Genomic DNA, 20119 nt, shown 5'->3' with positions numbered 1-20119 from the left:
CATGCTGATCGTCAAGCCCGGCGCCAACGACGCATCCGATCTGGAGCCGACCGACGAGCAACTGCCCGCCATCGACGCCGAGGAGATCGAGCCGCGTTTCCGGGCAGTGGCGGGTCGTGGCGGCGAGCGTCGCGGCATCCGGCTGGAGCGCATCTATTGGGACGGCCTTGGCCGCATGTCCGCCTCGGGCAAGATGTCGACCGCCGATCTCGTGCATTACACCGCCTCGCAGATGCCGGAATCCGGCAATCTCGCCTCGCTGCTGCGCGTGCTCAGCCTCAAATGGGCGCTGCGCCGGCTGGATACGGTCGAGGACATCTCGTCGCTCGCCAATGTCAACGCCATCATCCAGGCCTCGCCGTCGCCGGCCATCCTTTTGACGCATGAGAAGAAGGTACAGCTCTTCAACGACGCCTTCCTGTCGATGCTGCGCCAGCGCCTGCCGCTCGGCGATCTCGCGCAGCTGACCAAGAGCCTGCGTTTCTCAATCGATACCCAGATCGAGGAAGCCATCGCCACCTTGTCGCGCAACAAGGGCAAGACGCTCGCGACAGGCTTCACCATCACCGTCGGCACCCAGAGCATGAAGGGCCAGATCAACCTGGCGCTGGCGCCGACGCACGAGAAGTCGATGCTGATCGGCTATATCTCCCGCTACTGAAAAAAAGGCCCGGCTCGTGCCGGCCGCCGCCTCAGTCCTCGAAACGGCCCGCCGCGTCGCGATCGCGCTCGTATCGGTGTTTCAACGGAAATTCGGGAAGCCAGGCCTCGCGGCGTATGGTCCACAGCTCATAGGTCGGCTGCAACCGGTTGGGCTCGTCGAGCGATCCGAGATTGATCTCGACCTCGTCGCCGCTCAACCCGAAAACCGGCGAGCCGCAGCGCGGGCAAAAGCATCGTCCTTTGTATTCACCCGTCTCCCCCTCAACCCGCACCGCATCCTTGGGGAAGATCGCCGAAGCATGAAACAGCGCCCCATGATGCTTGCGACAATCCAGGCAATGACAGATGCCGACCCGATAAGGCGCGCCGGATGCCGCGAAGCGAACGCGGCCGCATAGGCATCCTCCGGTAAACTCGGTCATCGGGCATCTCCTCCGTCATGAAACGTCGCAGCCAAAACGACGGCGCCGCGCGAAGGTTTCGGGGCGGGCGGCCAGATTCCCTTCCTGAGCTCCACTCGATCGAGTTTAGGCTGGATCGCAACTCCTGAGAACTCTCAACCCGTCTTGGCTGACTGCGGTGAGGTCAAAGAAAAAGCCACCGGCAATGCAGGGCCGGCGGCTTCGCTTCGGTATCGAAGCGGGATGCGAGGGTGGTTGGTCCCGCCCTCGCCATTGCCTTCCTGTCAGAAGGCAACACCTTCGCCCGGAGCAATCTTCTCGAGCGGCATGGCCGATGCCATCTGGTTGTTGCCGGCGCGCGAACCATGCAGATATCCCTTGCCGTTGGCAATGGAATAGAGCGGCTTGTAGTCCGGCAGACGGCTGTCGGTGAGAACCGTGTCACGCATGTTGTCGAGCACATAACGGTTGCCACCGGCCGAAACCGAGAGAATGGCATGGTAGAACTTGCGCTTCTGGTCGTACAGAACGACGATCGCCATGTCCTTCGGATCGACGCCCTGGGCATAGAGCGCAGCCATCTTCAGGATCGCGAAGTCCTCGCAATCGCCTTCCTGGCGCTTCAGCGTTTCCGAAGGGGTCGCCCAGTAATCCGCTTCGCTGGAGTTTTCGGTGTCGCCAACATAGCGGATCGTGCGGTTGATCGTGGCGTTGACCGTGTTCATCTTGTCGCGCAGCGATGCTTCCGACGTCTTGGCGAGCGCCGCCTTGATCGTGGTGACGGTGTCCGTGCACTTGCCGGCGCCGCAGGAAATGGCGGTGCCACTGGTCATCTCGTCGATGGAAGGCGCCAGTTTCTTCAGCGCGGCAAGGCGCTTGAAGGGGATGGCGACGGAGCCGAACACGCCGTTATTGTCGGGACGCGCGGCGATCGAAGGGCGGGTCGCCGGCTTGATGGATGCGGTGGTCTCCGGGCTCCACGCGGGCGCCGCGACCGGTGCCGTGGCCTTCAGCGCGGCAAGATCGATCGAGCCGACGGCCTGCGCGATACCGCGTCCGGCCAGATTGAGCAGCCGCGCCACGCCGCCAGCGCTGACAGCGTTCGCTGCCTGCCCGGCTATGCCTGCTGAAGTAAAGATGGAGTAAGAAGTGCCGATGCTCTGTGTATTGTAAGGAGCAGATGCGAGTGCGCCATTGTAAGAAAAAGAAGAAAATGCCGAAAGAAGTGCAATGAAAGCGATTTTGTTTGTTTTTGTTCTTTGGGTCACGGGCTTAGTTTCTCCACTTGTTGAGAGAAAACTACACGCCAGCCATAAACATCGGGTTTGGAAGCGTGGATAAGTTTGAACAAAGTTATCCACTCAAAAAAGCTGAAAATTTTAGCTTTTCCGTCAACCAAGTTTGGGGGAAGGGTTTGCTTTCGCGAAGTGCCTATGCAGATATGAGGCCGCGAAATGGCCGCTGCAGACGGCCTATGGAGTTTGGGGGAAGCAGTGATCGTGAAGGACAGGGATGAGGCGCGTGGCGCGCATGGTTTACGTGGCGCCTTTCGCGGGGTCTGCAACGGCGCGCGCGCCGCGCGGTCGTTTCTGCTTCTCTCCGTCGTTCTTTCCTGCTCCGCGCTGGCCGCCTGCCAGTCCGGCGTCGATGGCATTGCCAAGAACGTCAAGACCAACGACATCAAGCCGCCCTCCAGCGAGGTGGAGGAGAGCTTTGGCGAAAACGGCGCTGAGATCACGCTGCTGATGCAGAAGGGATCGAGCGGGCTGTTCGAAGGGCCGTCGCGCGATATCAGGGATGCCGCCGCCCTTGGCATCGGCGAGCTCGGCGCCAACCAGGCCTTCGTCAAGGTCGTCGATGTGACGAGCCCGGCCGCGGCATCCGCCGCCGTCGCCGCCGCCAAGTCCAGAAGCTCGGCGCTTCTCGTCAGCTACCTGCCGCCGGCGACCACCGCCGCCGTGGCCGCCATGCCGTCGGATCAGCGCCCGCCGCTCCTCAATCTCGGCGCGGCCGTGCCCGCCACGTCCGGCAACGTCTACAATCTCGCTTCCGGCGAGATCGATAGCGCGCTGGAAGGCGTGCGCGCCGCCTTTGCCAGCGGCCGCAAGAAGGTCTTCGTCTTCGCCCAGCGCGATCTGCCGCCGGCAAGCGATCAAAGGCTGGCCGACGCCATCCGCGCCTCGGGCGGCACCTTCGTCGGCATCGCCCGCTACGATCTCACCGATGCCGCCGCGGCCGCCGCCGTGCAGACGGCCAAGCCGCAGCTGCAGACCGCCGACACCGTGCTCATCCTCGGCCGCACCGCCATCACCACCACCATCGAGGGGGCGATCAAGGCGGGCGGTCAGACCGGCCTCAATTTCGTCGGCACCAGCGCCTGGCCGCCGCAGACCTATCGCGAGCCGACCGCCAACGGCACGCTGATCGCCATGGTGGAACCGGAAGCGGCGACGCTGATCGCGGACCGCTACCAGCGCCATTACAAGCGCCCGCTCTCCACCGACGCCGCCTATGGCTACGACGCCATCGCGATCGCATCCGGCATCATCCGCAGCAAGGGCGCCACGGGCCTCAATGCCGAGACGCTGACCAGCAAGGTCGGCTTCCGCGGCGTCACCGGACTGTTTCGCCTGTCGCCATCGGGCCAGGTCGAGCGGCGCCTGAGCCTCTATGCCATCGGCGGCGGCAAGATCAACGTGCTCGCCACCGCGCCCGCCTCGTTCTGACGCCGTCCTCGTTCCGATGCCTGCCCCGCGTCCCGTTCAGCCCGCCGACGCGGCCGCGGCGAAGAACGATTCCGGGCTTTCCACTTCCACCAGTCGCTTGCCGTCGATCAGCCAGAAGCGGTTGCCGACATTGCGGATGAAGTCGCGGTCGTGCGAGACCAGCAGGCAGCTTGCCTGCCGTGCCATCAGTTCGCTCTCCAGCGCTTCCTGACCCTCGATGTCGAGATGGTTGGTCGGCTCGTCCAGCAGGTAGAAGTTCGGGTTGGTCAGCCGCAGCGCCAGCATCCCCAATCGTGCCTTCTGCCCGCCCGAGAGCCGGCCGATCGGCTTGCCCTGCATCTCGATCGTCATGCCGGCGCCGGCAAGCAGCGCCCGCGCCCTCGCGTCGCCGACATCGAAGCGCCTCAGCATCATCCGCATCGGCGTCTCCTCGTCGATCAGCTCGTTGAGCGCCTGGTCGCCATAGCCGAGCACCAGCGACGGCGTTGTCTTGATGCCCTCGACGGCGCCGTCTGCTTCCAGAATCGCGCGGCGCAGCATCGTCACCATCCGGCTCTTGCCCATGCCGTTGGCGCCGAGGAGGACGATGCGGTCCCCCTGGCAGATGAACTGCCTGCCGGTCCTGAAGAGCGGCGTGCCGTCGGGCCGCGCCACCATTGCGTCGTCGAGCGTCACCAGCACCTTGGCGTGGGTGCCGCGATTGGCGAGCCGGATCGCGCCGGAGGAGCGCTCCAGATGCGCGGGCTTGGCCGCGTCCTCCAGCTTCTCCGCCCGCTGCTTCAGCTGCTTGGTCTTGACGACGAGCAGGTCGCTGCCGGAGTTGATGCCGATATTGTTGAGCTTGGCGGCCTGCTGGCGCAGCTTCTCCGCCGTCTTCATGTCGCGCTGGTAACGCCGCGCATCGGCCGCGTCGCTGTCGTCGAGCGCTGCCCGCGCCTCGGAGTACGGCAGGGAATAGAGCGCCGATTGCTCGGGTCTCAAAAACAGCGTCCGGTTCGTCGTGGCGTCGAGAAAGGCGCGGTCGTGGCTGGAGATGATGACGGGCATGTCGCGCGGCAGCGCGTCGAGCCACGCTTCCAGCCGGGCGATCTTGCCGAGGTCGAGATGGTTGGTCGGCTCGTCGAGCAGAAGCACGTCCGGCTCGGTCACCGAGACCCGCGCCAGCATCGCCAGCCGCTGCCAGCCGCCGCTGAGCTGGCCCACCGGCCGCTCGCGCATCTCTTCCGGCATGTCGAGACCGGCCAGCACCATATCGACCCGCCAGCTCTCGTTGAGCTGCTGGTCCTCCGGCAGCGCCTTCAGCACCGCCTCGTGCAGCGGCAGCGAAAGCAGGGCAGGCGGCACGTCCTGCTCGACATGGCCGATGGTGAGCCCGCGCGAGCGGATGATGTCGCCCTCGCTCGGCTCGATAGTGCCTGCAAGGCAGCGCAGCAGCGTGGACTTGCCGCGCCCGTTCGCGGCGACAAGGCCGATACGGTCGCCCGCGCCGATGGCAAGCGTGAGGTTGGAAAACAGCGGGTTGCCGAGAGTGATGCCGAGATTGCGGATATGGATTGTCGTCATGATCTTGCTCTGGTCTTGCGAGCAGGCACAGGCGCGTCGCGGGCATCAGCCTTCATCGCGCGCGTATGCTCAAGCTCGGGGATCTAGAAACATGCAGGCGAGCAAAATGCTCACACTTGCAGTGCCACGAGGGGCGGACCAGGAAGAGGTGTCGAGAAACGGTCTCTGGTCAGCCCTGCAAACGCATCTGCAGGGCGTTGACGGGGCCACGCTGGCGATTGAATCGGAAATATATCGTCACGCGCAACCCTCCTTTCTCAAGTATCCCAGCGATAGCATTGCGGCCGCGAAAATTCAACCGTGATGCTCGGTCGAGGAAATAGGTTCGCTCAATGGCTCCGCCCAGATCAGGTGATCGTCCAACTCAGCTGGGCGGCTTTGCGAAGAACGGGATTTTGTTGTCTTTCAGGTGTCGTCGGAGCGCTGGGGTGATGCTACTGCACAACGCAAGCGCTTCGGCAGAGAAGGTTGGTAAAAGGTCCGCTGTCGACTGGCTCAGGGCCCCCATTTGAACGAGTATAATTTGCGTGGGTTCATCGAAAACGTCCGCGATGTTCAGCACGTGATCGCCGATCGATGTTGGCCCTGTCATGCGCGAACGAAGTTCACGCTTAAGGTCGGCGAACTCGTTGAGTGCATCACACACAGCTTTGTGACGCATATCGAGAACGGCAAGTTGCCTTACTATCTCGTATTCACGCGCTTCGATGAAGACTAGCAGCTCGTTCGGCTCGATAGTGATCCGCTCATGTCGCCCGGCTTTAACCCCGATGAAGCTCCAAAAAGGACGACGCGGATCGTTGTGAGCTTTATGCTTATTTCGCGCATCTTGGTATGCCCGATGCTTCTCCGCGAAGTCATTGGCAATCAAGGACACCTTCAGTGCCACAGCAATCGCTTCGCTTCTCCGTTGCTTCCGAAACTCACGTCCTGCGAAATGGGCACTCGTGATCGCGGTCAGAACTGCGGTTAGCAATACGCCGCCAAAACCCACCCAAACTTCCGTGGGTATCGAGGCGATCCAGGATATGAAGGCGCTAAGTTTGTTCAGTCCATCCAAAGCTTTTCACCGGCGTATTTCGGGCGCCAATTTTAGGCGCTGACAGATTGCTGTACGAAAATTCAACCGTGATGCTCGTGCACCGTGATCAGGAAGATCGCGTCGGCCTCGATCGCCTTCAGGATCGCGCCGCCGTCGCTGCGGTAGATCTGCAGCTCGCAGAGCATCCCGTTGGCCGAAAACAGGATGATATCGACAAGCGGCCCATAGGGATCGGCGACCTCCTTGTCGTCGAAATAGCCCGAAGCGACGGGGTGCGCCGGCAGTTCGGTGGCCGCTTCAAGCCTGTCGCGCGGGCGAAGCCGCAGCGAGCCGGATGCGTCGATCTCGGCGGCGCGGTAGTGGTCGCAGTCCCAGGCTGGCGGCACCTCGCCGCGCGCGGCGTGTCGCGCCAGTCGCTGGATGATCTGCTTTTCCGCGGGGTTCAACTCTCTCCAAATCAACGTCACGCGGTCGCTTCCGAAAAGAGTTGGGGGGTTACGGTCACCGTTTCAGGCTGCCGAGGATGCCGCGCACCAGCGCCCGCCCGACCTGGGTCGCCACGGTGCGGGCCACGCTCTTCATCGCCGCTTCCACCACCGTCTCGCGCTGGTAGCCGCCGGAGCGGGGGCGCGCTTGCGCCTGCTTCTCGTCCTTGCTGTCATCGCCGAAGCCGGGCAGCGTCCAGCGGCCGGATGCGCTTCCTTCCGTCGGCTGTGTCGGCTGCGCCTGCTTGGCGGCATCCGAATCCGACGCCTTCTGCGCCCGCGCCGCCAGGATCTCGAAGGCGGATTCGCGGTCGATATCCTCGTCGTAGAGGCCGAGCACCGGGCTCTTGTCCATCACCTGCTGGCGCTCCTGATCCGTCAGCGGCCCGACACGGCCGGATGGCGGCCGGATCAGCGTACGCTCGACGATCGATGGCGCGCCCTTGGCCTCCAGCGTCGAAACCAGCGCCTCGCCGGTCCCGAGCGTGGTGATCACGGTGGCGCAGTCGAAGGCCGGGTTGGGACGGAACGTATCGGCCGCCGTCTTCACCGCTTTCTGCTCGCGCGGCGAATAGGCGCGCAGGGCGTGCTGCACGCGGTTGCCGAGCTGCGCCAGCACCGTTTCCGGCACGTCGAGCGGATTCTGGGTGACGAAATAGACACCGACGCCCTTGGAGCGGATCAGGCGCACCACCTGCTCGACACGCTCGGTCAGCACCTTCGGCGCGTCGTTGAAGAGCAGATGCGCCTCGTCGAAGAAGAACACCAGCTTCGGCTTCTCCGGATCGCCCACTTCTGGCAGTTCCTCGAAGAGTTCCGACAGCAGCCAGAGCAGGAAGGTGGCGTAGAGACGCGGGTTCATCATCAGCTTGTCGGCGGCCAGCACCGATATCTGGCCGTAGCCGCGATCGTTGGTGCGCATGATGTCGGTGATCTTCAGCGCCGGCTCGCCGAAGAACTGCTCGGCGCCCTGCTGCTCGAGCACCAGCAGCGCGCGCTGGATCGAGCCGACCGAGGCCTTGGAGATCAGCCCGTACTGGCTGGAAAGCTCGGTGGCGTTCTCGCCCATGTAGTTGAGCAGCGCCGAGAAATCCTTGAGGTCGAGCAGCGGCAGGCCGCCCTTGTCGGCGATCTTGAAGGCGATGTTGATCACGCCTTCCTGCGGCTCCGACGCATCCATCAGCCGCGCCAGCAGCAGCGGTCCCATCTCGGCGATGGTGGTGCGCACCCGGTGGCCTTTTTCGCCGAACAGATCCCAGAAGATGACGGGAAACTGGTCCGCTTCGTAATCGCCGAAGCCGATCTGCTCGGCGCGCTTGGTCATCCAGTCCTGCGGCTGGCCCTTCATGGCAATGCCGGAGAGATCGCCCTTGATATCGGCGCAGAAGACCGGAACGCCGGCTCTCGCGAAGCCTTCGGCCAGCACCTGCAGCGTCACCGTCTTGCCGGTGCCGGTGGCGCCGGTCACCAGCCCGTGGCGGTTGCCGTATTTGAGCTCCAGATATTCGGGGGTGTTGATGCTGTCATCAGGGTTGCGGCTGGTACCGATGTAGATCTTGCCATCCTCGAGCATGCGAAATGTCTCCCTGCCGGCGACCAAAGCCGATTGCGTCGAAATGCGGTGCGTATCATCCGCATGTTCATTGTAATATGCTTTGACTGTTATAAGCAGGGACCGCAATGCCGACAACTGTCTGCATTAAAAGGAAAACTGGATAAGCGATCATCGCGTCGCGGACGCCTTGAGTTGCCACACAAAGTCGATTAACGTTGACGTTAACGTCAATAAAACCAGGAGGATGACGATGAATGAAATCGTGGATCAGATCGCCGCGCGGGTCGGCATTCCGTCGGAAGTGGCCGAAAAGTCGCTCGGCATGATGCTTGGCTTTCTCCAGCGCGAAGCGGCCGATGGCCCGGTCGCCAAGATGATCGAAGCCATTCCCGGCGCATCCGATCTGGTGGCCCAGTATAACGGCGCCGGCGAAGGCGGTGGCGGCGGCCTTCTCGGCAGCCTCATGGGCGCGCTCGGCGGCGGCGGCATCATGGCGCTCGGCCAGCAGCTCATGTCGGAAGGTCTCGGCATGGGCGAGATCACCGCGCTCGCCAAGGAAACCATCGCGATCGCCGAACAATATGCCGGCAAGGAAGTCGTCGACGAGGTCGTGGCCTCGGTGCCGGGTCTCAGCCAGTTCGTTTGATCGGCTTGGTTTGACGAGTGACGACAACGGGCGGAATTTCCGCCCGTTTTGCTGTCGGGTGGGTGGTGTGCTGGCGGCCCCCTCATCCCCGGTGCAACAAGTTGCACCTGACCTGCCGGCACCTTCTCCCGTTGGGGAGAAGAGACTCGTGGCGGGCCGCTCGCTCCATCTTCCCTTCGCCCCAACGGGGAGAAGGTGGCCCGAAGGATTCAGGTGCAGCTTGCTGCACCGGGGATGAGGGGGCCACACGCGCAAATGCCAGCCACCACCCAAACCACAAACAATCCCTACTGCGTCACGCCAACCAACTGCATCCACACAGCCGCCTGATCGCGCGCCGTCTGCCGGTCGGCCTCGTCGAGTGCGTTACCGCCGCAGAACGTTTCCACCGACGCACGGTCGGCATCGGCGGTCGTTGCGTGTTTGGAACCCACGATCACATGCCGCCACGCGCAGCCGAGAACCCGCTCTTCGACGATCGCCTTGTCGCATCCGGTGCTGAAGCACTGCGCCACCGCCTTCTGGCTGTCATAGGCGCCGCCCACCGCGCTCGCATAGGTCGCCACCCAGGCGGCCCGGGTGTTGCGGCAGGCAGCGGGCGTGGCGCTGAGGCTGCACGAAGTCGTGGCGAGATAATCCCGGGCTGGCGGGAAGTTGGCGAATGCGGCCAGATTGACGCATCCACAAGCCAGAAGTGCCGCGGCAAACCACTGCAATATCGCCTCCTTCGTTGCGCGACAACACGGCCGGAAAGATGCATCGCACGATGAATCACCTCGGGCCAAATCAGCTGTGAATGTATGTGTTATCGCCGCTCGCCGAAAGTGGGTTTCGGCTCGGAAAATCGATCCTGGCGCAATCGGACCGGATGGGGGTCAGTGCTTGCTTTTCGTTTCGCGTGCAAGCTTCAGGATGACGTCGTCAGCCGCGTCGGCGAGAGCCATGGCGATTTCGGCGGCTTTCCACCCTCTCTTTTCCCCGTCACGGATCAGTTCGAAGAGCATGGGCTCGAATTCGGACCGGCAGGTCTCCATTCGCTGGTCTGAATTGGATCGATTCTTGGAAGACTGAATATCCGTCATCATCAATACCCCAGATTAGAGGGTAGATTTAGCAAGGCCGCTGAAGAGCGCAAGTAAATATGTTAATCGCTCATTAACAATTCGCTTTTTTTGCCTGACATGAGCAAAAAAACAACTAGGAAGGCGAGAAGGGCCCGTCGGGGTGTGACGGGCCCCCGCCTTCTTTGTCGCACTGGAAAAGCAACGCCGTCAGCAGTAAAAGCTTGGATGGAGGCAAGTAACCGGTCAACTTCTACCTTTTTTGTACTTGGTACCGCCTTTCAGCGGCGAAGCGAGCGTTTACCCGTAAGTTATTATGGGTTTATTTTCGCAGTGCGATGAAGGCGCTCCATGAACAAGGATATACTAACATAAGAGTGTATTTTTATTGGCGTGCGCTTTTTTGGTTGTGGAGAATGACGCCCAGCTCGTGCCATTGCCGGCCATCCCGCGCGATCAGCTCGTCGGCGCAGGTCGGTCCCATGCTTCCAGGCAGGTAGGGTTCCGGCTGCTCGTCGCTCTTGCCCCAGAGATCGAGGAAGGGCTGCACGGCGGCCCAGCCGGCCTCGATGCCGTCGGCGCGCTGGAACAGCGTCTGGTCGCCGATGAAGAGATCGTAGAGCAGGGACTCGTAGCCGGTCATCTTGCCGATATCGAATTTGTCGGCATAGCGGAAGTCGAGCGACACGGGCACGGTGTCGACGGAAAGCCCCGGCGACTTGATCGACAGCTCGACGCTCAGCCCCTCATCAGGCTGCACCTGGATGACCAGCCGGTTCGGCGGCAGGCTGCGCTTGATGTCGGTCTCGCGAAACTGCGCGAAGGGCACCTGCCGGAAGGTGACGACGATCTCCGTGTCGCGCGCCTTCATCGCCTTGCCGGTTCGGAGATAAAAGGGCACGCCCGCCCAGCGCCATGTATCGACATAGAGCTTCAGCGCCACGAACGTCTCCGTCCTTGTGTCGGGCGACACATCCTTGGTTTCGCGGAAGGCGGTGACCGGATTGCCGTTGAGCGGCCCGCCCGTATAGACGCCGCGCACCCCATGCTCGGCTGCCTCGTCGGGCGTGTAGATCCTGAGCGCGCTGAGCGCCTTGCTCTTCTCGCTGCGGATCGCCTCGGCCCCGAAACCGTTCGGCGCCTCCATGGCGATCATCGCCAGCAGCTGGAACAGATGGTTCGGCACCATGTCGCGCAGCGCGCCCGTCGCGTCGTAGAACTTTCCCCGGCTGCCGACATCGACGGTCTCGGCGGCGGTGATCTGTACGTGGTCGATATAATTGTTGTTCCACAGCGCCTCGATCATCATGTTGGCGAAGCGCGTGGTCAGGATATTCTGCACCGTCTCCTTGCCGAGAAAATGATCGAGCCGGTAGACTTGGCTTTCCGCGACCTTGGAGAGGATGCGCGCATTGAGCGCCTTGGCCGATGCAAGATCCGTCCCGAACGGCTTTTCGATGGCGATCCGGCGAAACGCGCTGCCGGTCTCCTTCGTCAGCCCGTGTTCGGCGAGCTTCTCCACGATCGTCCCGAAGAATTGCGGCGGCACGGCGAGATAGAAGGCGGCATTGCCACCAGGCGCCTTCTCGAGCCGCGCCTTGATGTCGAGATAGATCTCGTCCCTGGTGAAATCGCCCGACGTGTAGGCGATCCGCTGGCGAAGGCTCTTCCAGCCGTCGCTTTCGGCATGCGCCCCGCCATCGTCGAGCGTCTTCAGGAAATCGTCGAGCCGCGTCACCAGCATCTGATCGTCGCCGGGTTCGATGCCGACGCCGAGAATACCGAGATCCTCGCCGGTCAGCCCGCTCTGCGTCAGGTTGATGATCGCGGGAACAAGCAGCCGCCGCGTGAGGTCTCCGGTGGCCCCGAAGATGACAAGCGTGACCGGCGGGCTGGGAGCTGCGTCCATGATGATCTCCTTGATATGGGAGGGGGAAGATAGAGCGGGTGGATGGGGTGCCAAGCGGGGGTGGGGAGGTCAGTGCGGTGCGTCGATATGGATTTGGTGCGATGTACAATCGGTCGCACCACCGCCAGCATCAACGATTGGCCTCTTCGATTTGCCTGCGAAGCGCGCCGAACGAGGCCTCGACGTCGTCGTTGGAGCGCCCCTCGCCGGATGCCACGGATTGCCTGGCTAACGCGACCTTGGCTTCGAGAAATTCAACATATCCCGGCGGGGAAGGCCCGATCTCAGGCGTGGCGATGGTATCCTTGGGCACGGTCACCTCCATCTGTGTGCAGACGATATAATGGCAGTCGTGACTTCGCAATGCATCCGACGTGGGCGGCTAAACAGAGGAACGGGAGGTCGGCGAAAGCACGGGCACCGTTGGATTTGTGAAGACGTGCTTAGATCCCCGGCACAAGGCCGAGAATAACGCCGGAGAGCTGGTCTGCCGCCCGTAAATCATTGGAATAAAAAGGTATCCACTCTCTCGCCGTCATCCTCGGGCTCGTCCCGAGGATCTAATCACGCAGCAACGCGCTCGACGTGGATGGATCGACCAAAGCGCGGGCGGGCATCGCTTGGTGGTCGTCGAAAGCACCGGCGCCGTTGAACTTGTGAAGACGTGCTTAGATCCTCGGGACGAGCCCGAGGATGACGTCGAAGTGTCGGCGATCGCCGGTAACCCATTGAAATGCCGTGGCCTAAGTCGCCTCGGACATCTCCCAACTCTACCCCTTCACCGCCACCACGAATATCCGCGGAAACCGCAGCAAGACCCGTCCGTCGGACATCTTCGGATAGGCCTTCTCCACCCGCGCCAGGTAATCCGCCAGAAACGCCTCGCGGTGCGCCTCGCCGGCATGGTCGAGATACGGGCGAAGGCCGGTGCCCTTGACCCATTCGACGATGTCAGCCGCGTCCGCCATCGGGTGGTTGTAGGCGGTGTGCCAGATATCGACCCGCTTGGCCTTGCCGATCAGCCGGGAATAATAACTGGAGGGTGCGGGCAGGGGCGCGCGGCGCACGCCCTTGGCCTCGAAGGCGGCCTTCCAGGGGCCGGCATGGGCGGTCTCTTCCATCAGGAGATGCGTCGGCTCGGTGAGGTTGTCGGGCATCTGCACGGCAAGCGCGCCACCGGGCGTCAGGCCATCCATCAGCCGCTCGAAGATATCGAGATGATTGGGCAGCCACTGGAAGACGGCGTTGGCGAAGAGCAGATCGACCGGCTGCCTCGGCTGCCAGGTGGAAAGATCGGCCTCGACGAAATCGGTGCCGGGCAACCGCTTGCGCGCCGCCTGCAGCATGTTGAGATCGCTGTCGAGCCCGCTGACGCCGGCGGCGCCGTAGCGGTCGATGATCAGCTCGGTCGAGTTCCCCGGGCCGCAGCCGAGATCGACGGCGCGTTCGATGCGCTCCATCGGCACCTGCGCCAGAAGATCACGCGCCGGGCGTGTCCGCTCGTCCTCGAATTTCACATATTGGCTTGCCGACCATGCCATGTTGGTTCTCGCTCCTCTTTCAATCCGCGTCTTCGATACGCTTGATCCTGATCTTGTCGATGTTGCGGCCATCGAGCGATACCACCTCGAATGTCAGTTCCTCGAAGCGGATCGTCTCGCCCTTTTGCGGCAGATGCCCGAGCCGCCACAGGATGAAGCCCGCCAGTGTCGAGAAGCGGTCGGTCTCGTCGACCAGATCGACGTCGACAAGCTTGGAGGCATGGCGAATATCGATCCAGCCGTCGACCGTCAGCGAGCCGTCCTCGCCGCGCTCGATCGAAAGCTTCTCCTCGTCCTCGTCGGGAAACTCGCCCGCGATAGCTTCGAGCAGGTCGGTGGGCGTCACCATGCCCTCGAGAGCGCCGTACTCGTCGAGCACGATGGCGACCGCTTCGCTGGAATGGCGCAGCTGTTCCATCAGCTTCAGCGCGCTGATGCTCTCATGCACCACGAAGGGCTCGCGGATCGAGCGCTCGACATTGATCGAGCCATCAACGATCAGGTCGCGCAGGAGATCGCGGGCGCTGGCGACGCCGATGAAATTGTCGAGGCTGCCCCGCGCCACCGGGAAGCGCGAATGGCCGACGTCGACGATGCGCCGCTGCAACTCGTCCTGCGGCGCGTCGAGGTCGAGCCAGTCGATATCGATGCGCGGCGTCATGATCGACTTGGCGGAGCGGTCGGCCAGTGTCAGCACGCCGTGGATCATGTCCTTCTCCTCGTTGGAGAACACCGCCTCCTCGGCCACCTGTTCGGCGATATGGTCGGCGGTCGGGCCGAGCGTCACCTGCGATCTCTTGCCGCCCAAAAGGCCGAGCACGGCGTCGGCGGTGCGCTCGCGGATGTTGGTGGGCGTGATCAGCCGTTCGCGATTGTGCCGCGCCAGCTGGTTCAGCGATCTGATGATGACCGAGAAGCCGATCGCGGCGTAGAGATAGCCCTTGGGCAGATGCACGCCGAAGCCTTCGATGATCAGCGAGAAGCCGATCATCATCAGGAAGCCGAGGCAGAGGATGACGACCGTCGGGTGCTTGTTGACGAAACTCGTCAGCGGCTTCGACAAGAGCAGCATGACGCCGATGGCGATGACGACGGCGATCATCATGACCGGAAGGTGCTGCACCATGCCGACGGCGGTGATCACGCTGTCGAGCGAGAAGATCGCGTCGAGTACGACGATCTGCACGATCACCTGCCAGAAGACCGCATGCACCACCTTCTTCTCGGAGGTCTCGACATGGCCCTCGAGCCGCTCGTGCAGCTCCATTGTGCCCTTGAAGAGCAGGAACATGCCGCCGACGAGCAGGATGATGTCGCGGCCGGAGAAGCTGAACTCCATGACCGAGAAGAGCGGCGTCGTCAGCGTCACGATCCAGGCGATCGAGGCGAGCAGCGCCAGGCGGATGATGAGGGCTAGCGCCAGGCCGATCAGGCGCGCGCGATCACGCTGGTGCGGCGGCAGCTTGTCGGCGAGAATGGCGATGAAGACGAGGTTGTCGATGCCGAGAACGATCTCGAGCACGATAAGGGTTGCGAGACCCACCCAGGCGGAGGGGTCGGACATCCAGTCGAAAAACATCAATGCTGTAATGCGGCCACGTCGACGGGACCGCTCCTTCTGCGATGAAAATAGGAAAGGCGGACGGCGACGGCGACAGACGGCCGGCGATCGATTTCCGCGATGGACAAGAGAAGAGCCGCCCTGAACGCGGCTATGTCAGGCTTGGCGCCGACGCTGTAAACGGTGCACCGTCTACAACCATCCCCATCGTCGTTCGCGGATATGTCGCGGGAAGACGGGGCGGAACTGGTACTGGAAGGGTCGCTGTCGGGCATTCTTCAGTTTTGAAGGCTAACGTGACCAAGCGCAAGAGGCCTCGCCGGAAATTATCGCCCGAAACAGTGGAGATGCATGGCCGCCGACGATGCCCATGCCTATCTTCCCCGGGCTCTTTTTAAGCGATTTCACCGAATTCCTAGCGATTTGCGCAAGGGAAATTTCATCTATCGGTAGTTACAAAACATGGAGAACATCGTGCGAGGATTGCAATGACCCGACGTTATCAGCCCTCTCTGCGGAAAGCTTCCGCGATCGTGTCGTTGGTCGGCACCGCCCTGGGAGGCCTTGCCGATGCCGCGGCCCAAACGACGACGCCGCCAACGATGCCGCCCAGCGTGCTTATCGAAAGCATTCGTGCTTCTCGCGAAGCCTACCTCGCGCAGGTCTTCTCTGCGTTTCGCACTTATAGCGGCCCGGACCAGATCCTGACGGCCGAGGATATCGAAAAGGCGCGTAACATTGGGGCGGCGGCCGCGCGCGCAGGCGTGATGAAGGAATTCTTTGCCGCCGACCTCAACGACGACGGCCGTGTCACCCTCGAGGAAATGGCGGCGGTCAATCGGAACCGGCCGGGAGTGTCACCGTTCGATGTCGTGGGCGCCCTTGATGACGGCGTCGTCACCCTCGAGGAGGCGAATGCGGCTGCAAGGATCGGCCCTGCGCAGGCACGGGATTACGGCGTCGGTGCGATACTGATCGGCCTGCTTGCTCTCGATCTCGACAAGGATGGGAAGCTGACGGCCGACGAACTGGAAAAGCAGGCCCGCGCGGCCTTTGCCTACTACGATAGAGATGGCGACGGCGCGCTGTCGGCAACCGAAACGCGGGCGCTGGCGACCGCCAGGACCGACAGCTTTCGCGAGCGCGCGGCCGAAGAACTGTTGGCGTCATGCAGCCTTCCGCGTGCCGGCGCTGCCGATACCATTCTCAATGTTCGCAGTTATGAGGCCGGCGCTCTTTCCGATGTCACCGTCGCCGGGCAGGACGGCGTCACCGAGACCAGCGAGCTCAACATCGAGGCCGGCGATACGCCGCTTTACATCGTCGCATCCTCCTACACGGCGATGATCTGGCGCGTGACGGGTCATGTGGGGCGCGTCAGCCGCATCGTCGTGTCCTCTCCGGCCGGCGCCGGTGCCGTCGGCTTGCCGAAGGAGAAGGTGACGTCCATCCGCTCGCAGGGCTGCCTGCGCTATCAGTCGGCAGCCGTCGCGTCGGGAAGCCAGCAGTTGGCCGCGCTGGGCAAGGTACTCGGCAAGCCGGTGGACGCGATCATCGACGCCTATACGTTGCCGAAGGCGGTGCTTCCGTCGGATGGCGTCGCGCCGCGCGATCTGAAGCCGGGGCGAAACGCGGCGTTGCGCTCGACCGTCGCATTTTCGGCGGGAGGCTTGGAGAATGTCGATGCCGATACATATCGCTCCTTCATGCGCTTTAGTCCCTCCGGCCTGATCAGGATCGATCCCGCCGACGTGGTCTCCGATGGCAAGGCGCAACGCTACGAAGTCCTGCCGCAGGAGGCAGGATTGTTGCAATTGCTGATGAGCGGATCACTGCGGACGCAGCAGCCGGGGCTCTATACGATCGACAAGCCGATCGCCCGCTTCCCCGCCGGCCTTAACGGTGCGCACCAGGTCAGGTTCGTTCTTCCTGAAGGGGTTCCGCGTCCGGCCGGCAATCCGGGACATTCGACGCTTATCCGGCCCAATGGCTCGGTATTCACGCCCGAGGAGCTGCGGCTTCCCGAGGTCATAAGAGACTGACGGCCCGGGCTTGACCCGCGCCGTCGCGGCCTGATCAGGCCGCCAGGATGCGTGTGCTGTCGCTGTTGGCGACAACAGTCAGCAAATCGCGGGTGCGCGCTTCCGCGGCTTCGAAGAAGTCCGACATGTCGCTGTCGATGGTCGCCGAAAACCGGGCGACGTCGGGGCCGCGATTGGAGTAGCCATGCGCCTGATCGGCATCGATGCGGACGATATCGCCGGCCGTGGCTTCGAACTCTTCCAGGCCCTGGTCCGTCATCCGGCGGATGATCAGACAGCCTTCGATGATGCGCAGGATCTCGGGGCTGGCGTGGCGATGCAGCGGCGTGCGGCCGCCCGCGGGTACGGTTACGTCGAAGACGTTCAGCCATGTTCCCTCGAGCCGCGTATGCCGCTCGAGCTGGCCTTCCGGCACGAAGCCGGCCTGTGCGCCATCGGGCGCATGGGTGTTCACAAATGAGTTGGACATGATGTCTCGCTTTTCTTTTTCTTAGCGGCGAGCGCGATAGACCTTTAGCCGGAGAATGGCAACCCGCTAAAATGCAAGGCTCCGATGCACATATCGGAACCCACGCAGTCAGCGGGTTTTCGGCGGCGTGATCACCGCATCGTGTTTGGCCGTTATTTGTTGGCCAGGATGCGCTTGGCGACTTCGTCGAGCGCCGGCGCGTTATCCTTGATGATCGACGCGGCGATTGCTTGGAGCTGCTTGATATTCTTTTTCTCGGCGTCGTCCAGCGCATCGTTCTGTGCGTTCGTCAGTTGTTGATCGAGCCGGAAATAGCTGAGCGTCGCCGCGTTTTCCTTGGTGACGACGGTGGAGAAGTTGAGTTTCGTTCCGGGCGGGTTGAGCAGCTTGTTGGCCTGGTAGGATGCTGTGCTTGCCTGTCCCTGCATGAGGATCGAGATCAGGGGTGTGTGGTTCGACACCTGCATCCAGCCGACGATACCCCATTCCTTGGCCTCCTGATAGGGAACGGGTCGGTTCTGCTGGCCGGTGCCGAGCGACAGGAAGACGAGCTCATCATCCTGCCACGCCTGCTTGCGCGCCTCGACATAGGCGGCAAGAATGGGATCGTTGGCGAAGACACCGCCATCGATGAGGGCGACGTGCTGCGCCTGGCGATCTGTCTCACCGATCCGTTCGATCAGCGCCGGCGGAAAATAGGTGGGCGCGGCCGAGGTCGCCCGCGCCGCTTCCCAGAAACGGAACTTGCTGTTCTCGGCGTCGGCATTCGACATGAAGAGAGCAGCCCGGCTCTCGATGTCGTAGGCCGTGATCACCACTTTCGACAGACCCTGGTCGAGCGTGGCTTTGCCGAGCTTCTCTTGCAGCCTGTTTTCGAGCACGTCGGGCTTATAGCGCGGATCGTTTATCCCGAACGGATTGAACACCGCGGCCCCGGTTGGCTTCTTGAAGATCTCGGCGCCGTAATCGACGTAAAGCTTGAGAAGATCGGCCGGCGTGCACGCCGCTTTCTTCGCATCATCCGGATGCGGGCAGGTCAGCCCGGCGGCGATGATGCCGCCGGTCGATGTGCCGACGATCATGTCGAACGCCTTGTGAAGCGGCAGCCCGTCCAGCCGCGCGGCGAGGTTCACCAGGATGGCCGCCGGGATGATCCCGCGAATGCCGCCGCCGTCGATCGAAAGAATAAAACGCTTTGCCATGCTCCCCTCCATGCCGGTTCATCCGGTTGAGGGGAGTATGGTGTTTAAACCAAGGATTGCAACAAACTGAAAAGCGCGCCCTGGTTGAAGCCGGTTGCGCGCGCCTAGAAGCTGGTGATCACGCTGATCCCTGTTGTCTCCGCCCTGTCGAGCGTCATCAGCGCCGGGATCGCCTCGGCAAGCCCGATCCTGCGCGAAATCAGTTTCTGCGGCGCGATCTTGCCGGCGGCAAGCATCGACAGCATCGCGTCGTAGCGCCAGGCCTGCATGCCGTGGCTGCCGTAGATCTCCAGCTCATGGCCGATCACCTGCGCCATCGGGATCGCGGGTGTCGAATGCTCGCCCAGCATCAGCCCCACCTGCACATGCCGCCCCCGGCGGCGCAGGTTCCTGATCGAATTGAAGCAGGTGACGGGATGACCGAGCGCGTCGATCGAGACATGCGCGCCACCCTTGGTGATCTCGCGGACCGCCTCGGGCACATCGGCGACCGCTGTCGCGTTGATCGTCGCCACCGCTCCGCATTCCCGCGCGAAGGCCAGTTTCTCGTCCGACACGTCGATGGCGATCGCATTCGCTCCCAGCGCGGTGGCGATCATGATCGCCGAAAGCCCGACGCCGCCGCAGCCATGCACGGCGATCCATTCGCCGGGTCCCGTGCGGGCCTGGTCGGCCACGGCGCGAAACGAGGTCGCGAAGCGGCAGCCGAGGCTGGCGGCCGTCGCGTCGTCGACGTTTTCTGGCAGGTGCACGAGATTGGTGTCGGCGTAATCGATCGCGACATATTCGGCGAACGAGCCCCAATGGGTGAAGCCCGGCTGGAACTGGTCCGGGCAGACCTGTTGGTTGCCGGAATGGCACTCGCCGCAGCGGCCGCAGCCGGAAACGAAGGGCACCGTCACCCGGTCGCCCACCTTGTAGCGCATCACGCCCTTGCCTGTCGCCACCACCTTGCCGGCAAGCTCGTGGCCCGGCACGTGCGGCAGCTTGATGTCGGGATCATGCCCCATCCAGCCATGCCAGTCGCTGCGGCAAAGCCCGGTTGCGCCGACGGCGATCACCACGCCGTCTTCGGTGGGCGTCGGATCGGGCAGGGTGGCGATCTCGGGAGCCTTTTCGAAGGCGTCGTAGAACATGGCTTTCATTGGTCTCGCTCCTGCTGGTCGCGCCCCGGTCCCGGGCGTCGTCTTTGCCGTATAATGGCACGCGGTCGCGATCGCCTCCAACCGTTCCACCCATGATTTTCGCTGATG

General features: G+C 62.9%; 19 protein-coding genes. 5 read left to right on the top strand and 14 right to left on the bottom strand.

Annotated features, from left to right (window positions below; translation table 11 throughout):
* Window position 1: 1 nt before the first annotated feature.
* Window positions 2–661: a ribbon-helix-helix domain-containing protein gene (locus tag P3R82_RS20050; protein ID WP_283195043.1), complete on the top strand. Its 660-nt coding sequence runs from the start codon at window positions 2–4 to the stop codon at window positions 659–661.
* A 31-nt stretch (window positions 662–692) separates the two neighbouring features.
* Here the strand turns inward: P3R82_RS20050 and P3R82_RS20045 are convergent, their stop codons facing one another.
* On the bottom strand, window positions 693–1085 hold the full coding sequence (locus P3R82_RS20045; RefSeq protein ID WP_283195042.1) for a GFA family protein: 393 nt from the start codon (window positions 1083–1085) through the stop codon (window positions 693–695).
* Window positions 1086–1348: 263 nt separating this feature from the next.
* The gene (locus P3R82_RS20040; protein ID WP_283195041.1) at window positions 1349–2146 is read right to left on the bottom strand and encodes a transglutaminase-like cysteine peptidase; all 798 of its coding nucleotides are present in this window, start codon (window positions 2144–2146) and stop codon (window positions 1349–1351) included.
* Window positions 2147–2563: 417 nt separating this feature from the next.
* On the opposite strand from P3R82_RS20040, the gene P3R82_RS20035 reads away from it, so the two are divergent.
* A complete protein-coding gene (locus P3R82_RS20035) occupies window positions 2564–3790 on the top strand; it encodes a hypothetical protein (protein WP_283195040.1) in 1227 nt (408 codons plus the stop codon).
* Window positions 3791–3826: 36 nt separating this feature from the next.
* On the opposite strand, the gene P3R82_RS20030 is transcribed toward P3R82_RS20035, so the two are convergent.
* From P3R82_RS20030 to P3R82_RS20015, 4 genes are all read right to left on the bottom strand, one after another.
* Window positions 3827–5353 carry an ABC-F family ATP-binding cassette domain-containing protein gene (locus tag P3R82_RS20030; protein WP_283195039.1) on the bottom strand — a complete coding sequence of 509 codons (1527 nt, stop codon included), beginning with the start codon at window positions 5351–5353 and terminating at the stop codon, window positions 3827–3829.
* A 364-nt stretch (window positions 5354–5717) separates the two neighbouring features.
* Window positions 5718–6413, bottom strand: a complete 696-nt coding sequence (locus P3R82_RS20025; protein ID WP_283195038.1) for a hypothetical protein — start codon at window positions 6411–6413, stop codon at window positions 5718–5720.
* Window positions 6414–6475: 62 nt separating this feature from the next.
* A complete protein-coding gene (locus tag P3R82_RS20020; RefSeq protein WP_283195037.1) occupies window positions 6476–6862 on the bottom strand; it encodes a hypothetical protein in 387 nt (128 codons plus the stop codon).
* Window positions 6863–6896: 34 nt separating this feature from the next.
* On the bottom strand, window positions 6897–8453 hold the full coding sequence (locus P3R82_RS20015; protein ID WP_283195036.1) for a helicase HerA-like C-terminal domain-containing protein: 1557 nt from the start codon (window positions 8451–8453) through the stop codon (window positions 6897–6899).
* Between the two features lie 232 nt (window positions 8454–8685).
* Between P3R82_RS20015 and P3R82_RS20010 the strand changes: the two genes are divergently transcribed.
* Window positions 8686–9081: a hypothetical protein gene (locus P3R82_RS20010; protein ID WP_283195035.1), complete on the top strand. Its 396-nt coding sequence runs from the start codon at window positions 8686–8688 to the stop codon at window positions 9079–9081.
* A gap of 287 nt (window positions 9082–9368) precedes the next feature.
* Here the strand turns inward: P3R82_RS20010 and P3R82_RS20005 are convergent, their stop codons facing one another.
* On the bottom strand, window positions 9369–9797 hold the full coding sequence (locus tag P3R82_RS20005) for a hypothetical protein (RefSeq protein ID WP_283195034.1): 429 nt from the start codon (window positions 9795–9797) through the stop codon (window positions 9369–9371).
* 162 nt (window positions 9798–9959) lie between these two features.
* On the opposite strand from P3R82_RS20005, the gene P3R82_RS20000 reads away from it, so the two are divergent.
* Window positions 9960–10127, top strand: coding sequence for a hypothetical protein (locus tag P3R82_RS20000; RefSeq protein ID WP_283195033.1), 168 nt, complete (start codon window positions 9960–9962; stop codon window positions 10125–10127).
* Between the two features lie 400 nt (window positions 10128–10527).
* Here the strand turns inward: P3R82_RS20000 and zwf are convergent, their stop codons facing one another.
* The 4 genes from zwf to P3R82_RS19980 all read right to left on the bottom strand — a co-directional run bounded on the left by zwf (window position 10528) and on the right by P3R82_RS19980 (window position 15171).
* On the bottom strand, window positions 10528–12051 hold the full coding sequence (gene zwf, locus P3R82_RS19995; RefSeq protein ID WP_283195032.1) for a glucose-6-phosphate dehydrogenase: 1524 nt from the start codon (window positions 12049–12051) through the stop codon (window positions 10528–10530).
* A 130-nt stretch (window positions 12052–12181) separates the two neighbouring features.
* Entirely contained in the window at window positions 12182–12364 is a 183-nt protein-coding gene (locus P3R82_RS19990; RefSeq protein WP_283195031.1) for a hypothetical protein, read from the bottom strand.
* A gap of 457 nt (window positions 12365–12821) precedes the next feature.
* On the bottom strand, window positions 12822–13592 hold the full coding sequence (tam, locus tag P3R82_RS19985; RefSeq protein WP_283195030.1) for a trans-aconitate 2-methyltransferase: 771 nt from the start codon (window positions 13590–13592) through the stop codon (window positions 12822–12824).
* A gap of 19 nt (window positions 13593–13611) precedes the next feature.
* Entirely contained in the window at window positions 13612–15171 is a 1560-nt protein-coding gene (locus P3R82_RS19980) for a TerC family protein (RefSeq protein WP_283195029.1), read from the bottom strand.
* Between the two features lie 470 nt (window positions 15172–15641).
* Here P3R82_RS19980 and P3R82_RS19975 point away from each other — a divergent pair, with 470 nt between their 5' ends.
* The gene (locus P3R82_RS19975; RefSeq protein WP_283195028.1) at window positions 15642–17195 is read left to right on the top strand and encodes a hypothetical protein; all 1554 of its coding nucleotides are present in this window, start codon (window positions 15642–15644) and stop codon (window positions 17193–17195) included.
* 34 nt (window positions 17196–17229) lie between these two features.
* Here the strand turns inward: P3R82_RS19975 and P3R82_RS19970 are convergent, their stop codons facing one another.
* From P3R82_RS19970 to P3R82_RS19960, 3 genes are all read right to left on the bottom strand, one after another.
* Complete coding sequence (locus P3R82_RS19970) at window positions 17230–17664, bottom strand: cupin domain-containing protein (protein WP_283195027.1); 435 nt, start codon at window positions 17662–17664, stop codon at window positions 17230–17232.
* Between the two features lie 152 nt (window positions 17665–17816).
* Window positions 17817–18866, bottom strand: a complete 1050-nt coding sequence (locus P3R82_RS19965; RefSeq protein ID WP_283195026.1) for a patatin-like phospholipase family protein — start codon at window positions 18864–18866, stop codon at window positions 17817–17819.
* A gap of 104 nt (window positions 18867–18970) precedes the next feature.
* Window positions 18971–20011, bottom strand: a complete 1041-nt coding sequence (locus P3R82_RS19960; RefSeq protein WP_283195025.1) for a zinc-dependent alcohol dehydrogenase family protein — start codon at window positions 20009–20011, stop codon at window positions 18971–18973.
* Window positions 20012–20119: the final 108 nt, after the last annotated feature.

It is taken from the genome of Rhizobium sp. AN80A, from assembly GCF_030053015.1.
GTDB lineage: Bacteria > Pseudomonadota > Alphaproteobacteria > Rhizobiales > Rhizobiaceae > Rhizobium > Rhizobium metallidurans.
Note: the sequence above shows the minus strand (reverse complement) of the source record. Positions and strands in the feature narration are given on the sequence as shown.

Bases quoted from the DNA above. Each gene is read 5' to 3' on its own strand.
- P3R82_RS20050 (WP_283195043.1), top strand. From the start codon at position 2: ATGCTGATCGTCAAGCCCGGCGCCAACGACGCATCCGATCTGGAGCCG.
- P3R82_RS20045 (WP_283195042.1), bottom strand. From the start codon at position 1,085: ATGACCGAGTTTACCGGAGGATGCCTATGCGGCCGCGTTCGCTTCGCG.
- P3R82_RS20030 (WP_283195039.1), bottom strand. From the start codon at position 5,353: ATGACGACAATCCATATCCGCAATCTCGGCATCACTCTCGGCAACCCG.
- P3R82_RS20015 (WP_283195036.1), bottom strand. From the start codon at position 8,453: ATGCTCGAGGATGGCAAGATCTACATCGGTACCAGCCGCAACCCTGAT.
- P3R82_RS20010 (WP_283195035.1), top strand. From the start codon at position 8,686: ATGAATGAAATCGTGGATCAGATCGCCGCGCGGGTCGGCATTCCGTCG.
- zwf (WP_283195032.1), bottom strand. From the start codon at position 12,051: ATGGACGCAGCTCCCAGCCCGCCGGTCACGCTTGTCATCTTCGGGGCC.
- tam (WP_283195030.1), bottom strand. From the start codon at position 13,592: ATGGCATGGTCGGCAAGCCAATATGTGAAATTCGAGGACGAGCGGACA.
- P3R82_RS19980 (WP_283195029.1), bottom strand. From the start codon at position 15,171: ATGTTTTTCGACTGGATGTCCGACCCCTCCGCCTGGGTGGGTCTCGCA.
- P3R82_RS19975 (WP_283195028.1), top strand. From the start codon at position 15,642: ATGACCCGACGTTATCAGCCCTCTCTGCGGAAAGCTTCCGCGATCGTG.
- P3R82_RS19970 (WP_283195027.1), bottom strand. From the start codon at position 17,664: ATGTCCAACTCATTTGTGAACACCCATGCGCCCGATGGCGCACAGGCC.
- P3R82_RS19965 (WP_283195026.1), bottom strand. From the start codon at position 18,866: ATGGCAAAGCGTTTTATTCTTTCGATCGACGGCGGCGGCATTCGCGGG.
- P3R82_RS19960 (WP_283195025.1), bottom strand. From the start codon at position 20,011: ATGAAAGCCATGTTCTACGACGCCTTCGAAAAGGCTCCCGAGATCGCC.